The 18,059-nt window shown below is 72.1% G+C and carries 17 protein-coding genes; 9 read left to right on the forward strand and 8 right to left on the reverse strand.

Annotated features, from left to right (window positions below; all coding sequences use genetic code 11):
- Positions 1-3: 3 nt before the first annotated feature.
- The 3 genes from RV983_RS14845 to RV983_RS14855 are packed head-to-tail and all read right to left on the reverse strand — an operon-like array spanning position 4 to position 3,595.
- Entirely contained in the window at positions 4-951 is a 948-nt protein-coding gene (locus RV983_RS14845; RefSeq protein ID WP_475986269.1) for an N-acetylneuraminate synthase family protein, read from the reverse strand.
- A complete protein-coding gene (locus RV983_RS14850) occupies positions 948-2,261 on the reverse strand; it encodes a cytidylyltransferase domain-containing protein (protein ID WP_475986270.1) in 1,314 nt (437 codons plus the stop codon). Before RV983_RS14850 ends, RV983_RS14845 begins: the two co-directional genes overlap by 4 nt.
- A 26-nt stretch (positions 2,262-2,287) precedes the next feature.
- Positions 2,288-3,595 (reverse strand): DUF6716 putative glycosyltransferase, encoded by a 1,308-nt coding sequence (locus tag RV983_RS14855; protein ID WP_475986271.1) that lies wholly within the window; start codon positions 3,593-3,595, stop codon positions 2,288-2,290.
- A gap of 186 nt (positions 3,596-3,781) precedes the next feature.
- Here RV983_RS14855 and RV983_RS14860 point away from each other — a divergent pair, with 186 nt between their 5' ends.
- The 3 genes from RV983_RS14860 (at position 3,782) to RV983_RS14870 (ending at position 6,714) form a co-directional block, all read left to right on the forward strand.
- The gene (locus RV983_RS14860; RefSeq protein ID WP_475986272.1) at positions 3,782-4,762 is read left to right on the forward strand and encodes a glycosyltransferase family 2 protein; all 981 of its coding nucleotides are present in this window, start codon (positions 3,782-3,784) and stop codon (positions 4,760-4,762) included.
- Positions 4,762-6,111, forward strand: a complete 1,350-nt coding sequence (locus RV983_RS14865; protein WP_475986273.1) for a polysialyltransferase family glycosyltransferase — start codon at positions 4,762-4,764, stop codon at positions 6,109-6,111. The genes RV983_RS14860 and RV983_RS14865 overlap by 1 nt, the downstream gene beginning before the upstream one ends.
- 135 nt (positions 6,112-6,246) lie before the next feature.
- On the forward strand, positions 6,247-6,714 hold the full coding sequence (locus RV983_RS14870) for a hypothetical protein (protein WP_475986274.1): 468 nt from the start codon (positions 6,247-6,249) through the stop codon (positions 6,712-6,714).
- A 7-nt stretch (positions 6,715-6,721) separates the two neighbouring features.
- Here RV983_RS14870 and RV983_RS14875 read toward each other — a convergent pair whose 3' ends face one another.
- A complete protein-coding gene (locus RV983_RS14875; protein ID WP_475986275.1) occupies positions 6,722-8,311 on the reverse strand; it encodes an acyl-CoA mutase large subunit family protein in 1,590 nt (529 codons plus the stop codon).
- Between the two features lie 120 nt (positions 8,312-8,431).
- Between RV983_RS14875 and RV983_RS14880 the strand changes: the two genes are divergently transcribed.
- Positions 8,432-9,325: a L,D-transpeptidase family protein gene (locus RV983_RS14880; protein WP_475986276.1), complete on the forward strand. Its 894-nt coding sequence runs from the start codon at positions 8,432-8,434 to the stop codon at positions 9,323-9,325.
- Positions 9,326-9,343: 18 nt separating this feature from the next.
- Here RV983_RS14880 and RV983_RS14885 read toward each other — a convergent pair whose 3' ends face one another.
- The 4 genes from RV983_RS14885 to RV983_RS14900 form a co-directional block, all read right to left on the reverse strand.
- The gene (locus RV983_RS14885) at positions 9,344-9,775 is read right to left on the reverse strand and encodes an SRPBCC family protein (protein WP_475986277.1); all 432 of its coding nucleotides are present in this window, start codon (positions 9,773-9,775) and stop codon (positions 9,344-9,346) included.
- Positions 9,776-10,096: 321 nt separating this feature from the next.
- The gene (locus tag RV983_RS14890) at positions 10,097-11,011 is read right to left on the reverse strand and encodes a hypothetical protein (protein WP_475986278.1); all 915 of its coding nucleotides are present in this window, start codon (positions 11,009-11,011) and stop codon (positions 10,097-10,099) included.
- Complete coding sequence (locus tag RV983_RS14895; RefSeq protein ID WP_475986279.1) at positions 11,008-11,640, reverse strand: RNA polymerase sigma factor; 633 nt, start codon at positions 11,638-11,640, stop codon at positions 11,008-11,010. Before RV983_RS14895 ends, RV983_RS14890 begins: the two co-directional genes overlap by 4 nt.
- Positions 11,641-11,861: 221 nt before the next feature.
- A complete protein-coding gene (locus tag RV983_RS14900; RefSeq protein WP_475986280.1) occupies positions 11,862-13,481 on the reverse strand; it encodes a beta-N-acetylhexosaminidase in 1,620 nt (539 codons plus the stop codon).
- A 422-nt stretch (positions 13,482-13,903) separates the two neighbouring features.
- On the opposite strand from RV983_RS14900, the gene RV983_RS14905 reads away from it, so the two are divergent.
- From RV983_RS14905 to RV983_RS14925, 5 genes are all read left to right on the forward strand, one after another.
- Positions 13,904-14,380, forward strand: a complete 477-nt coding sequence (locus RV983_RS14905; protein WP_475990331.1) for a 2-oxo-4-hydroxy-4-carboxy-5-ureidoimidazoline decarboxylase — start codon at positions 13,904-13,906, stop codon at positions 14,378-14,380.
- Positions 14,381-14,507: 127 nt separating this feature from the next.
- Positions 14,508-14,888, forward strand: a complete 381-nt coding sequence (gene sdhC / locus RV983_RS14910; protein ID WP_475986281.1) for a succinate dehydrogenase, cytochrome b556 subunit — start codon at positions 14,508-14,510, stop codon at positions 14,886-14,888.
- 8 nt (positions 14,889-14,896) lie between these two features.
- Positions 14,897-15,367 (forward strand): succinate dehydrogenase hydrophobic membrane anchor subunit, encoded by a 471-nt coding sequence (locus RV983_RS14915; RefSeq protein WP_475986282.1) that lies wholly within the window; start codon positions 14,897-14,899, stop codon positions 15,365-15,367.
- A 28-nt stretch (positions 15,368-15,395) separates the two neighbouring features.
- Positions 15,396-17,150, forward strand: coding sequence for a succinate dehydrogenase flavoprotein subunit (gene sdhA, locus RV983_RS14920; RefSeq protein ID WP_475986283.1), 1,755 nt, complete (start codon positions 15,396-15,398; stop codon positions 17,148-17,150).
- A complete protein-coding gene (locus RV983_RS14925) occupies positions 17,150-17,908 on the forward strand; it encodes a succinate dehydrogenase iron-sulfur subunit (RefSeq protein ID WP_475986284.1) in 759 nt (252 codons plus the stop codon). Before sdhA ends, RV983_RS14925 begins: the two co-directional genes overlap by 1 nt.
- Positions 17,909-18,059 lie beyond the last annotated feature (151 nt).

Raw genomic sequence — 18,059 nt, forward strand, 5'->3', positions numbered from 1 at the left:
GGATCAGGCCGACACCGATTCGGCGTCGGCAGCTGCTGCCGCCTCCTGCTCGGCGATGACGCCGGGCACACGGCGCAGCTTCTTCATCGGGCCGAGCTCGCCCTCGTAGACCTTCTTGACACCGTCGCCGAGCGCGGACTCGATGATGCGGATGTCGCGGACCAGGCGGTCCAGACCCTGCGGCTCGACGGAGGCGGCCTGGTCGGAGCCCCAGTTCGCGCGGTCCAGGGTGATGTGGCGCTCGACGAAGACGGCACCCAGGGCGACCGCCGCGAGGGTGGTCTGCAGGCCGATCTCGTGGCCGGAGTAGCCGACCGGAACGTTCGGGAACTCACGCTGCAGCGTGTTGATCATCCGCAGGTTCAGCTCCTCGTGCTTCGCCGGGTACGTCGACGTGGCGTGGCACAGGATGATGTTGTCGCTGCCGAGGACCTCCACCGCGTGGCGGATCTGCTTCGGCGTGGACATGCCCGTGGAGAGGATGACCGTCTTGCCGGTGGCGCGCAGGGCGCGCAGCAGCTCGTCGTCGGTCAGCGAGGCCGAGGCGACCTTGTGGACCCGGACGTTCTCGAACTTCTCGAGGAACTCGACCGAGGGGACGTCCCACGGGGAGGCGAACCAGTCGATGCCCTTGCTGACGCAGTACTCGTCGATGGCGCGGTACTGCTCCTCACCGAACTCCACCTTGTGGCGGTAGTCGATGTAGGTCATCCGGCCCCACGGGGTGTCGCGCTCGATCTCCCACTGGTCGCGGGGGGTGCAGATCTCCGGGGTGCGCTTCTGGAACTTCACAGCGTCGGCGCCGGCCTCCACGGCCGCGTCGATCAGGGCGAAGGCGTCCTCGAGGGAGCCGTTGTGGTTGATGCCGATCTCGCCGGTGACGTAGACGGGCTGGCCGGGGCCGACCAGGCGGTCGCCGATCGGACGAAGGCGGGCGGGGGTGGTGGTCACTGGGAGAGTTCCCTTCGGGAAAGAGAGGGGCCGAGGATCCACGAGGCGACCTCGCGGATCGCACCGCGCCCTCCGGGCGTTGCGGTGATGGAACGGGCCGCGTCCTTGACCACGTCGTGCGCGTTGGCGACGGCGGTCGGCCAGCCGACGAGCGCGAAGCAGCCGAGGTCATTGACGTCGTTGCCGACGTAAAGGACCCGCTCGGGGGCGATACCTTGCTCCTCGCACCACTGCTTCAGTGCGAGGTCCTTGCGGTCGATGCCGTGGAGCACGGGGACCTTGAGCTTGCGGGCCCGTGCGGCGACGACCGGGTTGGTCTCCGTGGACAGGATCAGGACGGGGAGTCCGTTGTCGCGCAGGGCGGCGATCCCGAGCCCGTCACCACGGTGCACCGTGACGGTCTCGCGTCCCTCGGAGTCGACCAGCACCGTGTCGTCGGTCTGGGTGCCGTCGAAGTCGAGTACGACCGCGTCGATGTCGGCGCGGGTCGGCAGGGCGGCCGGTGCCGCGGACTCGTCGGTCCTGGCGGCGGAGCCGGTCGCGGGGTCGAGCAGCGGGGCCAGGGCGCGGGCGCGGGACAGGTCGTCCGGCTCGTCGATCTCCAGCACCCGGGCGGGGTCGGTGCGCACCAGCGCGGTGTGGCCGAAGAACCGGTGCTTGGCCTCCCGGAAGCCCTCGACGCGCATCGCGTAGGCGGCGCCGGTCTCCAGCAGGTCCTGCGGGCGGTCCTGGCGGCGCGGGCGGTGCGCCTTGTCGTGGTTGACACCGTACCCGCCCGTGGTGGTGGCCAGGGCCGTACGGGCCTCGCCGGTGCCGGAGGCGGCGCCGACCTGGTCCGTCGCGGCGGCGGCGGCGCCCATCTCGTCGGCGGCGTCGCGCCAGATGAAGCCGTGGAACGGCGCGACGGTCACAGCCGTGTCGGCGCCGTCCTGGACGACCGCGGCGGCGACCCCGTTGACGTCCTCGGTGCTGATGAACGGGCTGGTGCACTGCACGAGCAGCACGACGTCCGCGCTGACCCCGGACATCGCCTGGTAGGCGTCCATGGCGTGCAGGACCGCGGCCTCGCTGGTCGCGGTGTCGCCGGCGATGGCCGCCGGGCGCAGTACGACCTCGGCGCCGGCGGCGCGGGCCGCGTCGGCGATCTCGGGGTCGTCGGTGGAGACGACCACGTCGGTGATCAGCTCGGCCTCGCGGCAGGCGCGCACGGCGCGGGCGACCAGCGGCACGCCGCCGACGGGGGCGAGGTTCTTGCCGGGTACGCCCTTCGACCCGCCTCGGGCGGGAATGACGGCCAGCACCGTTGGCATGGGGGCTCCTTGCGATTTCAGGGGACTCACAGCTGGCCCCATCGGCGGATCACGGGCGCGACGCGCTGAACGCCCTGGCGGTACGCGGTGCGCGCGGAGTTGCGCGCGAAATCGCGGACCGCGCGGCGCAGCGCGCTCGGCTCGACGGGCTCCACGGCGGCACCGGGCAGCGGCTCGCCCTTCGGGTCCAGGCTGTGCCGGGCGAGGACTCCGGGGAGGTAACCGGGTGCGGTGGCGGTGGTGTAGTACGGCGCGAGCGGCGGCAGCTCGTTCTCCGCGGTGAGCGCGGCGACGCGCTCACGGACAGTACGGAACGGGTCGCCGTCCGAGGCGATGCCTTGGGCACGGGCCCACGCGGGGCGCACGCGGGGCACCTGGCCCGCGTCGATGTGGTCCCAGGAGGCGTAGGCGCCGGAACCCAGGAAGTGGTGGTTGCCCAGCGACTCGCGAATGCCGAGGTCGGTGAGGATCGCGGTCGGGATGCCGCGGTGCATCGACTCCAGCGCGGCCGTGGAACTGACCGTGACCAGCAGATCCGTGTGGTCCAGCACCTCGCCCATGTGCCCGTAGACGAGCTTCAGGTTCTTGGGCGGGTCCAGCCGGGCGACCAGCTTCTGGTACGGCTGTTCCTCGATGTGCGTGGTGTGCTCGCCGGGCTTGCTGCGCAGCTTGACCAGCACCTCGCGGTCCGGGTGGAAGCGCGCGTGGTCCACCGCGCGGCGCAGCAGGTACAGGCGGTCCTTGCGGCTGTCCGGGACGGACGGCTGGACCGCGAAGACGACGGTGAAGGGCCGGTCCGCCGAGGGCTCGTACGGGGTGCCCTCCAGGAACGGCAGCGCGGTCTCCACGATGGATCCCGCGTCCGCCCCGACGCCCTCGTACACCGCGCGGAAGCGGTCGGCGTCGTGCGCGCTGTTCGCCAGCACCGCGTCGGCACCGGAGCGCAGCAGGAGGCCGTCGGCGAGCTTCTCGTAAACGACACCGACATAGCCGGTGACGACCACCGGCCGGTGAGGGCTGCCCTCCCAGGCGCGGGCGAGACCGTGCAGCATGGCCTGGACGCTGCCGCCGACACAGGACAGAACGACCACGTCCGCGGTGTCGCGGCTGGTCGTGGCCAGGAACTCGGCCGCCGTGACCTCGCGCATGGAGTCCGCGGGGATGCCGACCTCGGAGAGCTGGCGCTCGGTCGGCGTCGCACGCCCGCGGAGCAGGCGGGCATCGAGCCGCGCATGGGGGGCGATACGGCGGGCCGTCAGCGCACCCCATTTCCATCGGGTGTCCGAGTCGGCGAGGACGGTGACCCTGATCGGGTCGGCGGTACTTGCAGGCACGCCGCAAAGCTAGGAATACATTCCTAGCGGGCGCCCAACGCCACGCCAACGGACGGTTAACAACACGCCGCCGGATGAAGAACCAGCACGCCAGGCTGACGCATTCACAAACCCGACACCTCACGTTCACCAAAGAGCCCGCGTCGTGTCAGCACGCGGGGCAGCGGGAGTCATAGGGTGCGCCCCGTGGTTAAGCTTTCCGTCATCGTCCCGTTCTACAACGTGCAGGCGTTTGCTCCTGACATGTTGAGAAGTCTCCGTGCGAACGCGCGGCCGGATTTCGAGTTCATCCTGGTGAACGACTGTGCCACGGATGAGACGCCGAAGATCCTCGAGCGTGCCCTGCCGGACCTACCCGGGGCGAGACTGGTCACGCACGAGCAGAACGGCGGCCTCGCCACCGCCCGCAACACGGGCATCGACGCCGCCAAGGGCGAGTACGTGACCTTCCTGGACGGCGACGACTGGCTGGCCGAGGGGTACCTGCCCCAGCTGCTGGACGCCATCGAGACGCTGGGCACCGACTTCGTCCGCACCGACCACGTCGTCTGCCACGGCCGCAAGCGCACCGTGGCCCGTGTGCCGCACGGCCGCCGCGGGGTCTCCCTGGACCCCCGCGGGGCGATCCTGCCGGCCGACCGCACGACCTCGGTGGACTACCCGTACGCCTGGGCCGGGATCTACCACCGCCGGCTGGTCGACGCCGGGCTGCTGCACTTCCCCGACGGGCTGCGCACCGCCGAGGACCGGCCGTGGATCTGGCGGCTGCACCGCGAGGCGAAGAGCTTCGCGGTCGTCGGCCTGCTGGGCGTCTTCTACCGGCGCGGCGTGGCCACCTCGCTGACGCAGATCGGCGACGTCCGGCAGCTGGACTTCATCCGGTCCTTCGACCAGGTACTCGCCGAGACGGCGACGGACCCGGACGCGGACCGCTTCATGCCCAAGGCCGTGCGCACCTACTGCGCGGTGATCTCGCACCACCTCGGGGCCATGGGCCGCTACGAGCCGCAGGTGGCCCGTAAACTCAAGGCCATGAGCGCGGCCGCCCTCAAGCAGATGCCCCAGGACATCCTCGCCGAGGCCCTGGACTCGATGGACATGGAACGCAGCCTCCGCCTGCGCAGGCTGCGCCGGCGGATCGGCGCCGGCGGGACGGTGGCCGCGTAATGGGGCGTACCCAGGTCTTCCTGGCGGCCGGCCTCACCGGCGTGGCCGCGCTGGCCGCCGCGCTGGACGCGGGGCTGTTCACCCCGGCCGACCGGCGACTGCTGGTGATCAGCAACAACGCCCCGGTGCCCGAGACCTCGCCCGCCGCGGACGCGATGGCGGGCTTCGAGGCGCTGCGCGGCCGCTTCGACCGCGTGCTGTCCTGGAACGAGGCGATCTCCCCGCTCCACCCGCGCGGCTGGTCGCCGCGTCCGGACGACGTGCCCATGTGGGAGCGCCATCTGCGGCGGCTGTGGAACCTCGGCGACGACGATCTGGAGCTGGTCGTCGAGTCGCCGCACGTCGACCCGGCACTCGCTCTGGTGAACGTCTTCACCGGCGCGCCGATTGTGGCGTACGCGGACGGGCTCACGGTGTACGGACCGTCCCCCACCAAGCTGGAGCCACTGGTCACCACGCGTGTCGGCCGGCTGCTGCACCTGGGACTCGTGCCGGGACTGCGCCCGCTGATGCTGTCGGAGTACGGCGTACCGGAGGAGGTCGTCCCGGCCGAGGCGTTCACCAAGGTCCTCGCGGAGGTCGCCACGGCCGCGGAGCGCACCGCGGACGGCGACACACCGCCGAGGGGCGGCGCCCTCCTGCTCGGCCAGCACCTGTCGTCGCTGGAGATCCTCAGCGACCGCCAGGAAGAGGAACTCCACCTGCGCATGCTGCGCAGTGCCGTCGCCGCCGGGCACCGCACCATCGTCTTCAAGCCGCATCCGACGGCTCCCGCGCACCGGGCGGGCCGGCTGGAGCGGGAGGCGGCGGAGCTGGGCGTCCAGCTGCATGTGGCCGATCCCGCGCAGCCGGCCGAGGTGCTCTTCCAGAGCGTCCGCCCCGAACTGGTCGCCGGCGGCTTCTCCCCGGCGCTGTTCACCGCGTCCGCGCTCTACGGGCTGCCGGTCGCGCGGATCGGCACCGAGACGGTGCTGGAGCGCCTTGCGGTGTACGCCGACGGCAACCGCGTCCCCGTCATCATCGCCGACCGTCTGCTGCCCGACTTGGCCGACAGCGCCGCGGTGGCCGGCTGGACCCCGCCGGCCGCCGAGCGCGTCGCGTCCGAGGTCGCGCCGCTGCTGCGCGCCGTCGCCTTCTGCATGCAGCCACAGATCTACCCGTCGCTGCGCGACGAGACCGCCACGTACCTGTCGAACCACCTGAACTCCGGCAGCATGCGCTACTTCACACGGCGCCGGCTCAGCAGGCTCGCCCTTCCGGGTGGAGTGCCTGCCCAGCTCGCCTTCCTGCCGAACAACCCGGCCGTGCGCCGGGCGGCGCGCCGGCTGCGTCACGTGGCACGTCGCTGACCCCGCGGACGGAACGCGCCGGCGCGCCCCGTCCGGTGCGAGGGTCTCCGCGATGCCGGCGACGACGATCCGCAGGGTCTCGAAACGGGCCTCGCAGTTGCCGAACGCCTCCTCGCTGACCGCTCCCAGCGGCGGGTGCCCGGCACCGAGCCGCTCCCTGCGCTCGCCGGGGACCGGCCGCACCGCCTGTTCCTCGATCACGAAGCGTTGAGGGCGTTCTCGACGGTGAACCCCTGCCGGCGCAGCACCGAGGTGCACCGGCTGGGCGTCGGCTACCGCGGAGGCCCGCTCACCGCCGAGACCCGCGACGGCCTGGCCGACGCTGCGCTGCGGGCCGGTGACCGCGCCCCGGACGCACCGCTCGCCGACGACGGCCGGCTGTTCGACGTCTTCCGCGGCCCGCACTTCACGGTGCTGGCGATCGGCGCCGAGCCGCCCGCCGCCCTGCCGGGGTTCGCCCGCGTGCGCCGCGAGGAGTCCGGCGGCGCCGCCCACGAGGCCTACGGCGACGGCCTGTTCGTGGTCCGTCCGGACGGCTACGGGGGACTGGCGACGGACGACCCGCGGCGGGTGGGCGCGTATCCGGCCCGCTTCGGTGGCTGACCCGGCGTCAGAGGACGTCGGTGGGGACATAGGTGCCCCAGACCTCGCGCAGCGCGTCGCAGACCTCGCCGACCGTGGCCCGTGCGCGCAGCGCGTCCTTCATCGGGTACAGCACGCCCGGCCCGGCCGCCTCGCTCTCCGCGGCCCTGCGCAGCGCACCCAGTGCCGCCACGACCGCCCGCCGGTCGCGCCGGGCCCGCAGCGCGGCGAGCCGCTCCACCTGGGCGGTCTCGATCGCGGGGTCGACGCGCAGCGGCCGGTACGGCTCCTCCTCGTCGAGCCGGAAGCGGTTCACCCCGACGACGACCCGTTCACCGGAGTCCGTCTCCCGCGCGATCCGGTAGGCGTTCCGCTCGATCTCCGACTTCTGGAAACCGCGCTCGATGGCAGTGACCGCGCCGCCCATGTCCTCGACCCTGCGCATCAGGTCCACCGCCGCCGCCTCGACCTCGTCGGTCATCGTCTCGACCACGTAGGAGCCGGCGAACGGGTCCACCGTCGCCGTCACGTCGGTCTCGTACGCCAGCACCTGCTGGGTGCGCAGCGCGAGCCGGGCCGACTTCTCCGTGGGCAGCGCGATGGCCTCGTCGAAGGCGTTGGTGTGCAGCGACTGCGTGCCGCCCAGTACCGCCGCCAGGCCCTGGACGGCGACCCGCACCAGGTTCACCTCCGGCTGCTGCGCGGTGAGCTGCACACCCGCCGTCTGCGTGTGGAAGCGCAGCATCCAGGACCTGGGGTTCCGCGCGCCGAACTCCTCGCGCATGACGCGGGCCCAGATCCGGCGCGCGGCACGGAACTTGGCGACCTCCTCCAGGATCGTCGTCCGCGCCACGAAGAAGAACGACAGCCGGGGCGCGAAGTCGTCCACGTCCATACCCGCGGTGACGGCGGTGCGGACGTACGCGATGCCGTCCGCCAGGGTGAAGGCGATCTCCTGCGCGGGCGAGGCACCGGCCTCGGCCATGTGGTAGCCGGAGATGGAGATCGTGTTCCAGCGCGGGATCTCGGTACGGCAGTAGCGGAAGAGGTCCGCCACCAGCCGCAGGGAGGGCCCCGGCGGGAAGATCCAGGTCCCGCGGGCGATGTACTCCTTGAGCACGTCGTTCTGGATCGTGCCGGTGAGCCGGCCGGCGGGGACCCCCTGCTCCTCACCGACCAGCTGGTACATCAGCAGCAGCAGGGCGGCGGGGGCGTTGATGGTCATGGACGTGGAGACCTCGCCGAGCGGGATGCCGTTGAGGAGCACCTCCATGTCCTCGACCGAATCGATCGCCACCCCGACCTTGCCGACCTCGCCGTGCGCGAGCGGGGCGTCGCTGTCGTGGCCCATCTGCGTGGGCAGGTCGAAGGCCACGGACAGACCGGTCGTGCCGTGGGCGATCAGCTGCCGGTAGCGGGCGTTGGACTCCGCGGCGGTGCCGAAGCCGGCGTACTGGCGCATCGTCCAGGGGCGGGTGGTGTACATCGCCGGGTGGACGCCGCGCGTGTAGGGGTACCCGCCGGGCTCGCCGAGCTTTTCCGCCGGATTCCAGCCGTCGAGTGCGCCGGGGCCGTAGACCGGCTCGATCGGCAGACCGGATTCGGACTCGCGTGCCATGCGTCATCCTCCAGGGATTCGCCCCCTGGTCCCAGTGTGCGGGGATTTTCCTCGATGTCGGCGCAACTACATGCCGGGGAAATCAGTCCAAGGGGATACCGGTTCTCACAGGGGGATGACATGGGACTCATATCGATCACCAGATCACGTGCGGCCGCGGCGGCCGCGGCACTTCTCACCGGGGCGCTGCTGGCCGGCTGCACGGCCCACACCACCGAGCCCGTGACAGCCCAGGGCTCGCCCGCATCCTCGGCCGGCGAGGACAGCCCGCGCCCGGCCACGCCGAGCACGGGCACCGGCACCCCGTCGGCCCCGACCGCGACCCCGACCACCGCGAAGCCGAGCCCGTCGCGCACGCCCAAAGCCCCGCACACCGCGCGCCCGGTCGTGGTCATGGCCCCCGGCAGCAACAGCGCGGGCGTGCGCGAACTCCAGGCCCGCCTGCGGCAGCTCCGGCTCTTCGACCGGGCCCCCACCGGCTACTACGGCAGCGTCACCAAGGCCGCGGTCCGCACGTTCCAGGGCACGCACGGCCTGGCCGCCTCCGGCAGCGTCACCAAGTCCACCTGGACGAAGCTTCGTTCCCTCACCCGACAGCCCACCCGCGCCGCGATGTACCCGCCGACCGCCAACCCCGTGGCCGAGCTGGACCCGCGCTGCCTGAACGGCCGTGTCCTGTGCGTCAGCAAGACCAGCCGCACCCTGGCCTGGGTGATCGACGGCAAGGTCGTCTCGGCGATGGACGTCCGCTTCGGCTCCCAGTACACGCCCACCCGCGAGGGCACCTTCAGCGTCTTCGCCAAGAGCCGCCACCACGTGTCCACGATCTACCACACGGCCATGCCGTACGCGATGTTCTTCAGCGGCGGCCAAGCGGTGCACTACTCCCCGGACTTCGCGGCGCGCGGCTACGCGGGCGCGTCCCACGGCTGCGTCAACGTACGGGACGTCAACAAGATCGCGGCGCTCTTCGCCCAGGTCCGGATCGGCGACAAGGTCGTCGTCCACTGGTGACCGCCGACGGCGGCCGCCCTACGGCTGGTCCCCGGCCAGCAGCGCGTCCAGCGCGCGTCCGAACACCCGCCGGCCGGCCCACGCCGTGGGCCGGCCGAACGCCTTGGGGAGCCCGCGCACCCGCAGTTCCTCGCGCCACACGATCCGCGACCCCGGGCCGGGGCCGCGCGGCCACACCTCGATCTCGGCCCAGCCCAGCACGACCGCGCCCCGCTTCTCCAGCCGGCACCGGCCGGGCCCGCCGTCGGCGTCCGGCGGCTCCCAGCGCACGATCTCCATCGGGTCGGCGAAGGACAGCGGGCCGACGCCGGTCCGCGCGGTGAAACCCTTGCCGCCGTGGCGGACGACCGTGGTCAGGGGGACGTGGGCGGCGTGCCGTTCCCAGTCGGTGACCCGGCGCCAGGCCTCGGCGGGTGGCAGCGGCGACTCGCGCTCGACGTGGAAGACCACGGCCGGCTCACCGCCTTCCGGCGAAGGTGCCGACGCCCCGGTGCGGGGACGTCCGGTCCGCGGCCGTGGCGAGGGGCGGGAACGTCGTGGTCACGACGGCCAATCTATGCCTCTGGCCGCCGGCGGGCGGGGACGCGGGCAGGGCGGGGGGAAAGCGCCCCGCCCACGTCCCTCGTTGGGGGCCCGATACGGGGAGACCGGGCTGCCCCTCGACCGATGACCAGTCGGTCTACTGGTTAAAGCGCCCCGAGGGCCGAAAGTGTCACTCGCCCCGCGGATCTGCGGGCACGGGGGGCGGGGCCCCGGGGCGCCCGGAAGCCGTCACTGGCCGCCGGCGCGGGCCGGCCGCCGCTCACCGGAGCGGTGCCCGCCGGGACGGTTCTTCCCGTTCCCCTTTCCCACATGGTGCAGCCGGCCGTGGCCGTCGCCCTTCGGGTCGTCCCCGCCCGCCTCGCCGCCCCGGCGACCGTGCGGCCCGAGCACGACGGCGCAGTAGCGCCGCACCGCGGGCTGGCCGCCGTCCGCCGCCTTGCGAAGCTGCTTCCAGATCTGCTCGTCCGTCTTTCCGCGACGCCAGCCGGCGGCCGCGTAGGCGCGGCACAGCGCCGTGGGACCGGTCGCCTCGATGGGCGGCACGGAGACCCGCGTGGCCCCGGGCGTACCCGGGGCGACGCCCGCGCCCGGCACGGTGCCCACCGGGAGGCCGCGTCCTGACCGCGAGGGCACGGGCGAGCCCGGGGAGACCGCCGGGGTGGGAGGACGGGTGCCGCCCGTCACCTGCGGCGCCGCGCCCTGGGTGTGCACCGGCGCGGGTGCCTCGTCCCCGCCGCTCAGCAGTACCGGCAACGCACCCGCCGCGGCGACGAGGGCGACCCCGGCGACGGCCGCGGTGGCCAGCAGGGTGCCGCTGAAGACCCTGGCGGTACGGCTCTTGGGCCCACCCGCACGCCAGTCGGCCGCGTCGCGGCCGCCGGCGTCGTCGCCGCGTCCGCGCCCGCCGGCGACGGGCGACAGCTCGGGCCCCTGGTCCCGCGCGTCCCGGAAGGCGGCGAGCGCCGCCTCCTCGCGCGCCGGGTCGACCGTCGCGGGTGCGGCGGCCGCGGCCAGCATCCGGGCGAGGGCCGCGGCACGCGGGTCCGTCCATGCCGGGCCGGCGGTGCCGTCCCCCGCCGGCCGGCGCAACAGCCTTTCGGCGGTGGTGTCGTCGAGCCAGTCCTGTCCTTTGTTATCGCTCATCTCATGTCCTCAAGCGTTCGAGACGCCGAAAACGTCACACTTGACGACCCGTCGTCGGATTCCAGCAGTCCAGCGAGGCGTCGCAGACCACGGCTGGTGGCCATGCGCATCGCCCCCGGCCGTTTGCCCACCACCGCGGCGGCGGCGCGGGAGTCCAGCCCCATCACGACGCGCAGCAGGACCGCCTCCGCCTGGTCCCGGGGAAGGGCCGCGATCGCGGCGAGCGCGGCGCCGGTGCCCACCGCGGCGACCGCCTCCTCGGCGGTGTCGGAACCACCGGGCCGGTCGAGCAGCTCCTCGACCCCGGCGGCGGTCAGCGGGCGGCGGCCCACGGCCCGCAAGTGGTCCAGCGCGCGGTTGCGGGCGATGCGCGCCGCCCAGCCGCGCAACGCGTCCCCGTCGCCGTGGAACGACGACAGGTCCCGGGCGATCTGCAGCCAAGCCTCCGATGCCACGTCCTCGGCGTCCCCCACGCCGACCAGCGAGCGTACGTACTGCAGCAGTTGCGGTTGCACCGCTCGGTACACGAACCGGAAGCCGTCCTCGTCCCCTTCTTGCGCCGCGTGTACCGCGGTCGCCAAATCCACGTTCGGGCCTCCCCCTTGGAATCGCGCACCATACTGCCCCATCAAGCGCGTTCCGACAGGCCCTGGGGGGCGGCTACTCACCAGTCACAAAAGCTCACGAAAGCAGCCGTGCCCCCGTCGGGATCCCACCCGACCGTCGGCGTTGCCAGGGGGGTGTGACACTTTCGGCCCGCGGGACGCTGAACAAGACAGAAGCGGCCGGAGACGCTCCTGTGGGGGGAGGCGGACTTCGGCCGCTTCACCTGGGACGCGGGCCTCTTGGGTCAGCTCACCCGTGACGCCAGAGCCGCGAATTCCCGCCAGCTCAGTTCCGGCCGGCCCGGGTCCCAGAGTTTCTGCGCCAGGGCCCGCAACGGCATGCGGATCCCGGCGGCGACCTGCGCCTGGTTCTCGGCACCGGCACGGTCGCACCAGACGGCCAGCCGCGCGCCGACGATGCGGTCGGGGCCGGACAGCGCCGCCGGCACCTTGCGGTCGCGGTAGACCACGGCCGGGGTCCACCGCTCGTAGATGCGCTGCCCGGTGGGGTACGGGAAGTTCGCCGGGCCGCCGAGCACGTAGTACAGGTACCGGGAGTTGAGGTTGACCAGCTGCCGGCCCCGGCTCAGGTAGTGCTCGGGCAGCGGGCCGCGCAGCTTGTTGCTGGACCAGTAGGCGACAACGCGGTCGGCGTCCGGCGCGACACGGCCGGTGCGCGGGCCGCCGCCGTCGAGGAACCCGTCGTTCCACGCCTCGGCGCGCCTGCCGAGGCTCCGCAGCGTGGCGGCCCGGTCGTTGAGCCACCCGGTGACGGCGTCGGCCACGGTCGCGCCGGGACCGTGGCGCCGCCGGGCGTACGCGGCGAGCCCCGGGAAGGAGCGCTCCGGGTCGCGCACGGTCAGCGCGCCGTACTCGTCGCCGCCCAGATGCCAGGACCGCCCGGGAAACAGCGGGGCGAACTCCCGCACCAGGTCGTCGACCACACGGGCCGCCCCGCACCGGGAGATGTCGAGGGCGCCGCGCACCGGAACGCCGCGGCGGTCGCGCAGTCGAAGGCCGGGGTGGGCGGCGAGCACCGCGCCCATGTGCCCCGGGCTGTCGATCTCCGGCACGACGGTCACATGCCGCCGGGCGGCGAGGGCGACGACCGCACCGATGTCGGCCTTGGTCAGATGCCGCGCCGCGACGACCTCGGGGTGGGTGCCGCTCTCGACCCGCAGGCCCTGGTCGTCACTGAGGTGGAGATGGAGCTGGTTGTACTTCAGGTCGCCGAGTTCGCGGACCCGGTCCTCCAGCCAGCCGCGGCTGAAGTACTTGCGCCCGATGTCGACCATCAGCCCGCGCTGCGGCCGGTCGGGACGGTCCTCGACCGTCCCGGCCGGCACCCGTCCGGTGGAACGGAGCGCCTGAAGAATCGTGCGGGTGCCGTAGAAGGCCCCGGCGGCGGTGCCGGCGCGCACGATCACACCACCGGGAGCGCTTGTCATCTCGTACGACTCGGGATCACCGCTACTCCGTCCGGGTGAAAGTGACAGTGCGATGTCACCGGGCCCGGACGTGCCGCTCGCGTAGGGCAGCCGCAACTCCCCCGCGAGCAGCCGCGCCTCGGCCGCGAGCCGCCCGCCCGACGTCGCGACCACGCGTGAACCGGCGCGCGGCACGAAGCCCGCCGTGGCGGCGGGCGAGAAGGAGCGGACGGCCGGGATCGAAGGGAAGGAAGAGGCGGCAGCCGGGGCCGGTGATGCGGGCCGCGCCGGAGGGTACGGTGCGTCCGCTCCGCTGTCAGCCGCGGCGAACACCGCCGGACCGGAGTCCGCGGCGAGCGCGGGACCGGCCGGCGAAGTGGCGACAAGGGCGGCCGCGACGGTGCATGCCGCCGCGAGCTTCGCCCGGATGCGCCACATGATCTGACGTTATGCCCGGATGGCCCGTCCCGCCGTGCGAGGCATCGGGGGACGTGCACTTTCGTTCCCGTACGGGTGAAATTCGCGCATCCGTCGTACAGTGCCGAACATACGCCGATACGGTGGCGCTCACGCGCCGTCCACTCCCACGGACGCCCCACGCGTCACCGTCAGTTCCCGATGGTTTGTAGTTCCCCGCAGTACCGCGCAGTCCCCCCACCCCGCAGTCCCCCCGCAGTTCCAGGAGAGCACCGCTGACCAGCGACACTCCGTCCGTCCCGCCGACGACACCGCCGCTGCTCCCGCCGCAGTCCCGCGGCGGCACCGACCGGGCGGCCCGCCGGGCACCGCAGCCCGGCCGCCCGCGCGGCGGACTGGACGGTTTCAACGACGCCGCGCCCGCGGTCGCCGAGGCAGCTCTGCTGGGCTGCTGCGGCAGCCTGCGCTGGGCCCGCCGGGTCGCCGACCACCGCCCCTACCCGGACCTGGACGCGCTGCTCGCCGCCGCCGACGAGGCCGCCTACGACCTGTCCCCCACCGACCTGGCCGAAGCCCTCGCGGGCGAGGCCTCGGGCGCCCCGCCGGACATCGCGCCCACCCGCGGCAGCCTCGCCGCGCACACCGCGCTGCGGGCCGCCCAGGCCGCGTACGAGGCCCGGTTCGGCCATGTCTTCGTCGTCAGCCTGGACGAGGTCGACCCCGACGAGGCCCTCGGACTGCTGCTCGCCTCGCTGCGCCGCCGCCTGAACCACGACCCCGACGAGGAACGCGTGGTCGCCGCCGAGGAGCTGCGCCGGGTGACCCGCTCGCGGCTCGCCCGGCTCGCGCGCGGGGACGATCCGGTGGAGCAGGGTGTTCCCGGCGGATACACCCACCCGTGCGGGATCGATCACACCTGACGGACCCGGCAGGACGTAGCCGACAGGCCGTCGCTACGATGGCCAGGGCCGGAGGACCGTACCCGGCCGGGCCCGACCGACCAAACGAAGCCGGCTGGCCCCTCATCGCTCCCGGAGGGTTTTTTCCGTGCCGGCTGGAACGTTGTACCGCGGCCGGGAAGGCATGTGGTCATGGGTGGCTCATCGCGTCACCGGTGTCCTCATCTTCTTCTTCCTGTTCGTCCATGTCCTCGACACCGCGCTGGTGCGGGTCTCCCCCGAGGACTACGACAGAGTCGTCGACACCTACAAACAGCCCATCGTCAGCCTTCTTGAATACGGGCTGGTCGCCGCTGTCCTCTTCCACGCTCTGAACGGCCTGCGCGTCATCGCCGTCGACTTCTGGTCCAAGGGCCCGAAGTACCAGAAGCAGATGCTGTGGTCGGTCGTCGGAATCTGGGTCGTCCTGATGATCGGGGCGATCTATCCCGTCCTCGGTCACGCCGCTCGAGTGCTGTTCGGGAGCTGAGTCCATTCATGTCCGCAACCGACCACGTGGAGCTCAGCTCCTCCAGCGCCGCCTACGGCCCTGACAACCCGGCTCCGTTCATCGAGGCACCGCGCGCCCGTTCGAAGCGCACGCCGCGTGCCACCCGGACCAACTTCGAGCTGTACGGCTGGCTGTTCATGCGCCTGTCCGGCATCGTGCTCGTGGTCCTGGTCCTCGGCCACCTGCTGATCCAGCTCATCCTCGACGGCGGCGTCACCAAGGTCGGCTTCGCCTTCGTGGCCGGCCGCTGGGCGTCCCCGTTCTGGCAGACCTGGGACCTGATCATGCTGTGGCTGGCGATGCTGCACGGGGGCAACGGCCTGCGCACCGTGATCAACGACTACGCCGAGCGGGACAACACCCGGTTCTGGCTGAAGATGCTGCTGTACACGGCGACGGCGTTCACCATCATCCTCGGCACGCTGGTGATCTTCACCTTCGATCCGAACATCCGCTAGCCAGGGCTGGACAGGGAAGCGACCCCCCATGCAGATCCATAAGTACGACACCGTCATCGTCGGCGCGGGTGGTGCCGGCATGCGCGCCGCCATCGAGGCGACGAAGCGCAGCCGCACCGCCGTGCTGACGAAGCTCTACCCCACGCGCTCCCACACCGGCGCGGCGCAGGGCGGCATGGCCGCGGCCCTCGCCAACGTCGAGGAGGACAACTGGGAGTGGCACACCTTCGACACGATCAAGGGCGGTGACTACCTGGTCGACCAGGACGCCGCCGAGATCCTGGCGAAGGAGGCCATCGACGCGGTCCTCGACCTCGAGAAGATGGGCCTGCCCTTCAACCGCACGCCGGAGGGCCGGATCGACCAGCGCCGCTTCGGCGGCCACTCCCGCAACCACGGCGAGGCCCCGGTCCGCCGCGCGTGCTACGCGGCCGACCGTACCGGTCACATGATCCTCCAGACGCTGTACCAGAACTGCGTCAAGGAGGGCGTGGAGTTCTTCAACGAGTTCTACGTCCTCGACCAGCTCCTCGTCGAAGAGGACGGCGTCACGAAGTCCGCCGGTGTGGTCGCCTACGAGCTGGCCACCGGCGAGATCCACGTCTTCCAGGCGAAGTCCGTCGTGTACGCCTCCGGCGGCACCGGCAAGTTCTTCAAGGTCACCTCCAACGCGCACACCCTCACCGGTGACGGCCAGGCCGCCGTCTACCGCCGCGGTCTGCCGCTGGAGGACATGGAGTTCTTCCAGTTCCACCCGACAGGCATCTGGCGCATGGGCATCCTGCTGACGGAGGGCGCCCGCGGTGAGGGCGGCATCCTCCGCAACAAGGACGGCGAGCGCTTCATGGAGAAGTACGCGCCGGTCATGAAGGACCTCGCCTCCCGCGACGTCGTCTCCCGCGCGATCTACACCGAGATCCGCGAGGGCCGCGGCTGCGGTCCCGAGGGCGACCACGTCTACCTCGACCTCACCCACCTCCCGCCGGAGCAGCTGGACGCCAAGCTCCCGGACATCACGGAGTTCGCGCGCACCTACCTCGGCATCGAGCCCTACACGGACCCGATCCCGATCCAGCCGACCGCGCACTACGCCATGGGCGGCATCCCGACCAACGTCCAGGGCGAGGTCCTCTCGGACAACACCACGGTCGTCCCGGGCCTGTACGCCGCAGGCGAGGTCGCCTGCGTCTCCGTGCACGGCGCCAACCGCCTCGGCACCAACTCGCTGCTCGACATCAACGTCTTCGGGCGCCGTGCCGGCATCGCCGCCGCGGACTACTCGGCGACCGCCGACTACGTCAAGCTCCCCGAGGACCCGGCCCAGCTGGTCGTCGACCAGGTCGAGACGCTGCGCGCCTCCACCGGCAACGAGCGGGTCGCCACGCTCCGCAAGGAGCTGCAGGAGACCATGGACGCCAACGTCATGGTCTTCCGCACCGAGCAGACCATCAAGACCGCGGTCGAGAAGATCGGCGAGCTGCGCGCGCGGTACAAGAACGTCTCGATCCAGGACAAGGGCCGGCGCTTCAACACCGACCTGCTGGAGGCCATCGAGCTCGGCAACCTGCTCGACCTGGCCGAGGTCATGGCGGTCTCCGCCCTGGCCCGCAAGGAGTCCCGCGGCGGTCACTACCGCGAGGACTACCCCACCCGCGACGACGTCAACTTCATGCGGCACACGATGGCGTACCGCGAAGTGGGTGCCAACGGCACCGAAGCGATCCGTCTCGACTACAAGCCGGTCGTGCAGACCCGCTACCAGCCCATGGAGCGTAAGTACTGATGAGCACCGCGACCCTCGACGAGGTCGAGGCCGAGGCCCAGACCTCGCCCTACATCACCGTCACCTTCCGGATCCGCCGGTTCAACCCGGAGGTCTCGGCCGAGCCCACGTGGCAGGACTTCCAGCTCGAGATCGACCCCAAGGAGCGGGTCCTCGACGGCCTCCACAAGATCAAGTGGGACCTGGACGGCACGCTGACGTTCCGTCGCTCCTGCGCCCACGGCATCTGCGGCTCCGACGCCATGCGCATCAACGGCCGCAACCGCCTGGCCTGCAAGACCCTGATCAAGGACATCAACCCGGACAAGCCCATCACGGTCGAGCCCATCAAGGGCCTGACGGTCCTGAAGGACCTGATCGTGGACATGGACCCGTTCTTCCAGGCCTACCGGGACGTGATGCCCTTCCTGATCACCAAGGGCAACGAGCCGACCCGCGAGCGCCTTCAGTCCGCCGAGGACCGCGCGCGCTTCGACGACACCACCAAGTGCATCCTGTGCGCGGCGTGCACGTCGTCCTGCCCGGTGTTCTGGAACGACGGCCAGTACTTCGGTCCGGCCGCCATCGTCAACGCCCACCGCTTCATCTTCGACTCGCGTGACGAGGCGGGCGAGCAGCGGCTCGAGGTCCTGAACGACAAGGACGGCGTCTGGCGCTGCCGCACGACGTTCAACTGCACTGACGCGTGCCCGCGTGGCATCGAGGTCACCAAGGCCATCCAGGAGGTGAAGCGCGCGCTCATCACGCGTCGCTTCTGATCCCCCCTCCCCGGCTCCGCCCGAGGGCCCCGCACCCGGTCCGGGTGCGGGGCCCTCGGGCGTTCACCAGGTCAGCGCGCCGCTCCTCGGGCATGGCCCGCAGGACGGCCGCCGTCCGGTAGCCCTCGCCGTCGCTCCGGTGGAGCAGGTG

This window comes from Streptomyces sp. RLA123, from assembly GCF_056270165.1.

Excerpts from the sequence above, each read along its gene's own strand:
- RV983_RS14915 (WP_475986282.1), top strand. The coding sequence starts at position 14,897 with ATGTCCGCAACCGACCACGTGGAGCTCAGCTCCTCCAGCGCCGCCTAC.
- RV983_RS14865 (WP_475986273.1), top strand. The coding sequence starts at position 4,762 with ATGGGGCGTACCCAGGTCTTCCTGGCGGCCGGCCTCACCGGCGTGGCC.
- sdhA (WP_475986283.1), top strand. The coding sequence starts at position 15,396 with ATGCAGATCCATAAGTACGACACCGTCATCGTCGGCGCGGGTGGTGCC.
- RV983_RS14880 (WP_475986276.1), top strand. The coding sequence starts at position 8,432 with ATGGGACTCATATCGATCACCAGATCACGTGCGGCCGCGGCGGCCGCG.
- RV983_RS14875 (WP_475986275.1), bottom strand. The coding sequence starts at position 8,311 with ATGGCACGCGAGTCCGAATCCGGTCTGCCGATCGAGCCGGTCTACGGC.
- RV983_RS14925 (WP_475986284.1), top strand. The coding sequence starts at position 17,150 with ATGAGCACCGCGACCCTCGACGAGGTCGAGGCCGAGGCCCAGACCTCG.
- RV983_RS14895 (WP_475986279.1), bottom strand. The coding sequence starts at position 11,640 with ATGGGGCAGTATGGTGCGCGATTCCAAGGGGGAGGCCCGAACGTGGAT.
- RV983_RS14850 (WP_475986270.1), bottom strand. The coding sequence starts at position 2,261 with ATGCCAACGGTGCTGGCCGTCATTCCCGCCCGAGGCGGGTCGAAGGGC.
- RV983_RS14890 (WP_475986278.1), bottom strand. The coding sequence starts at position 11,011 with ATGAGCGATAACAAAGGACAGGACTGGCTCGACGACACCACCGCCGAA.
- RV983_RS14900 (WP_475986280.1), bottom strand. The coding sequence starts at position 13,481 with ATGTGGCGCATCCGGGCGAAGCTCGCGGCGGCATGCACCGTCGCGGCC.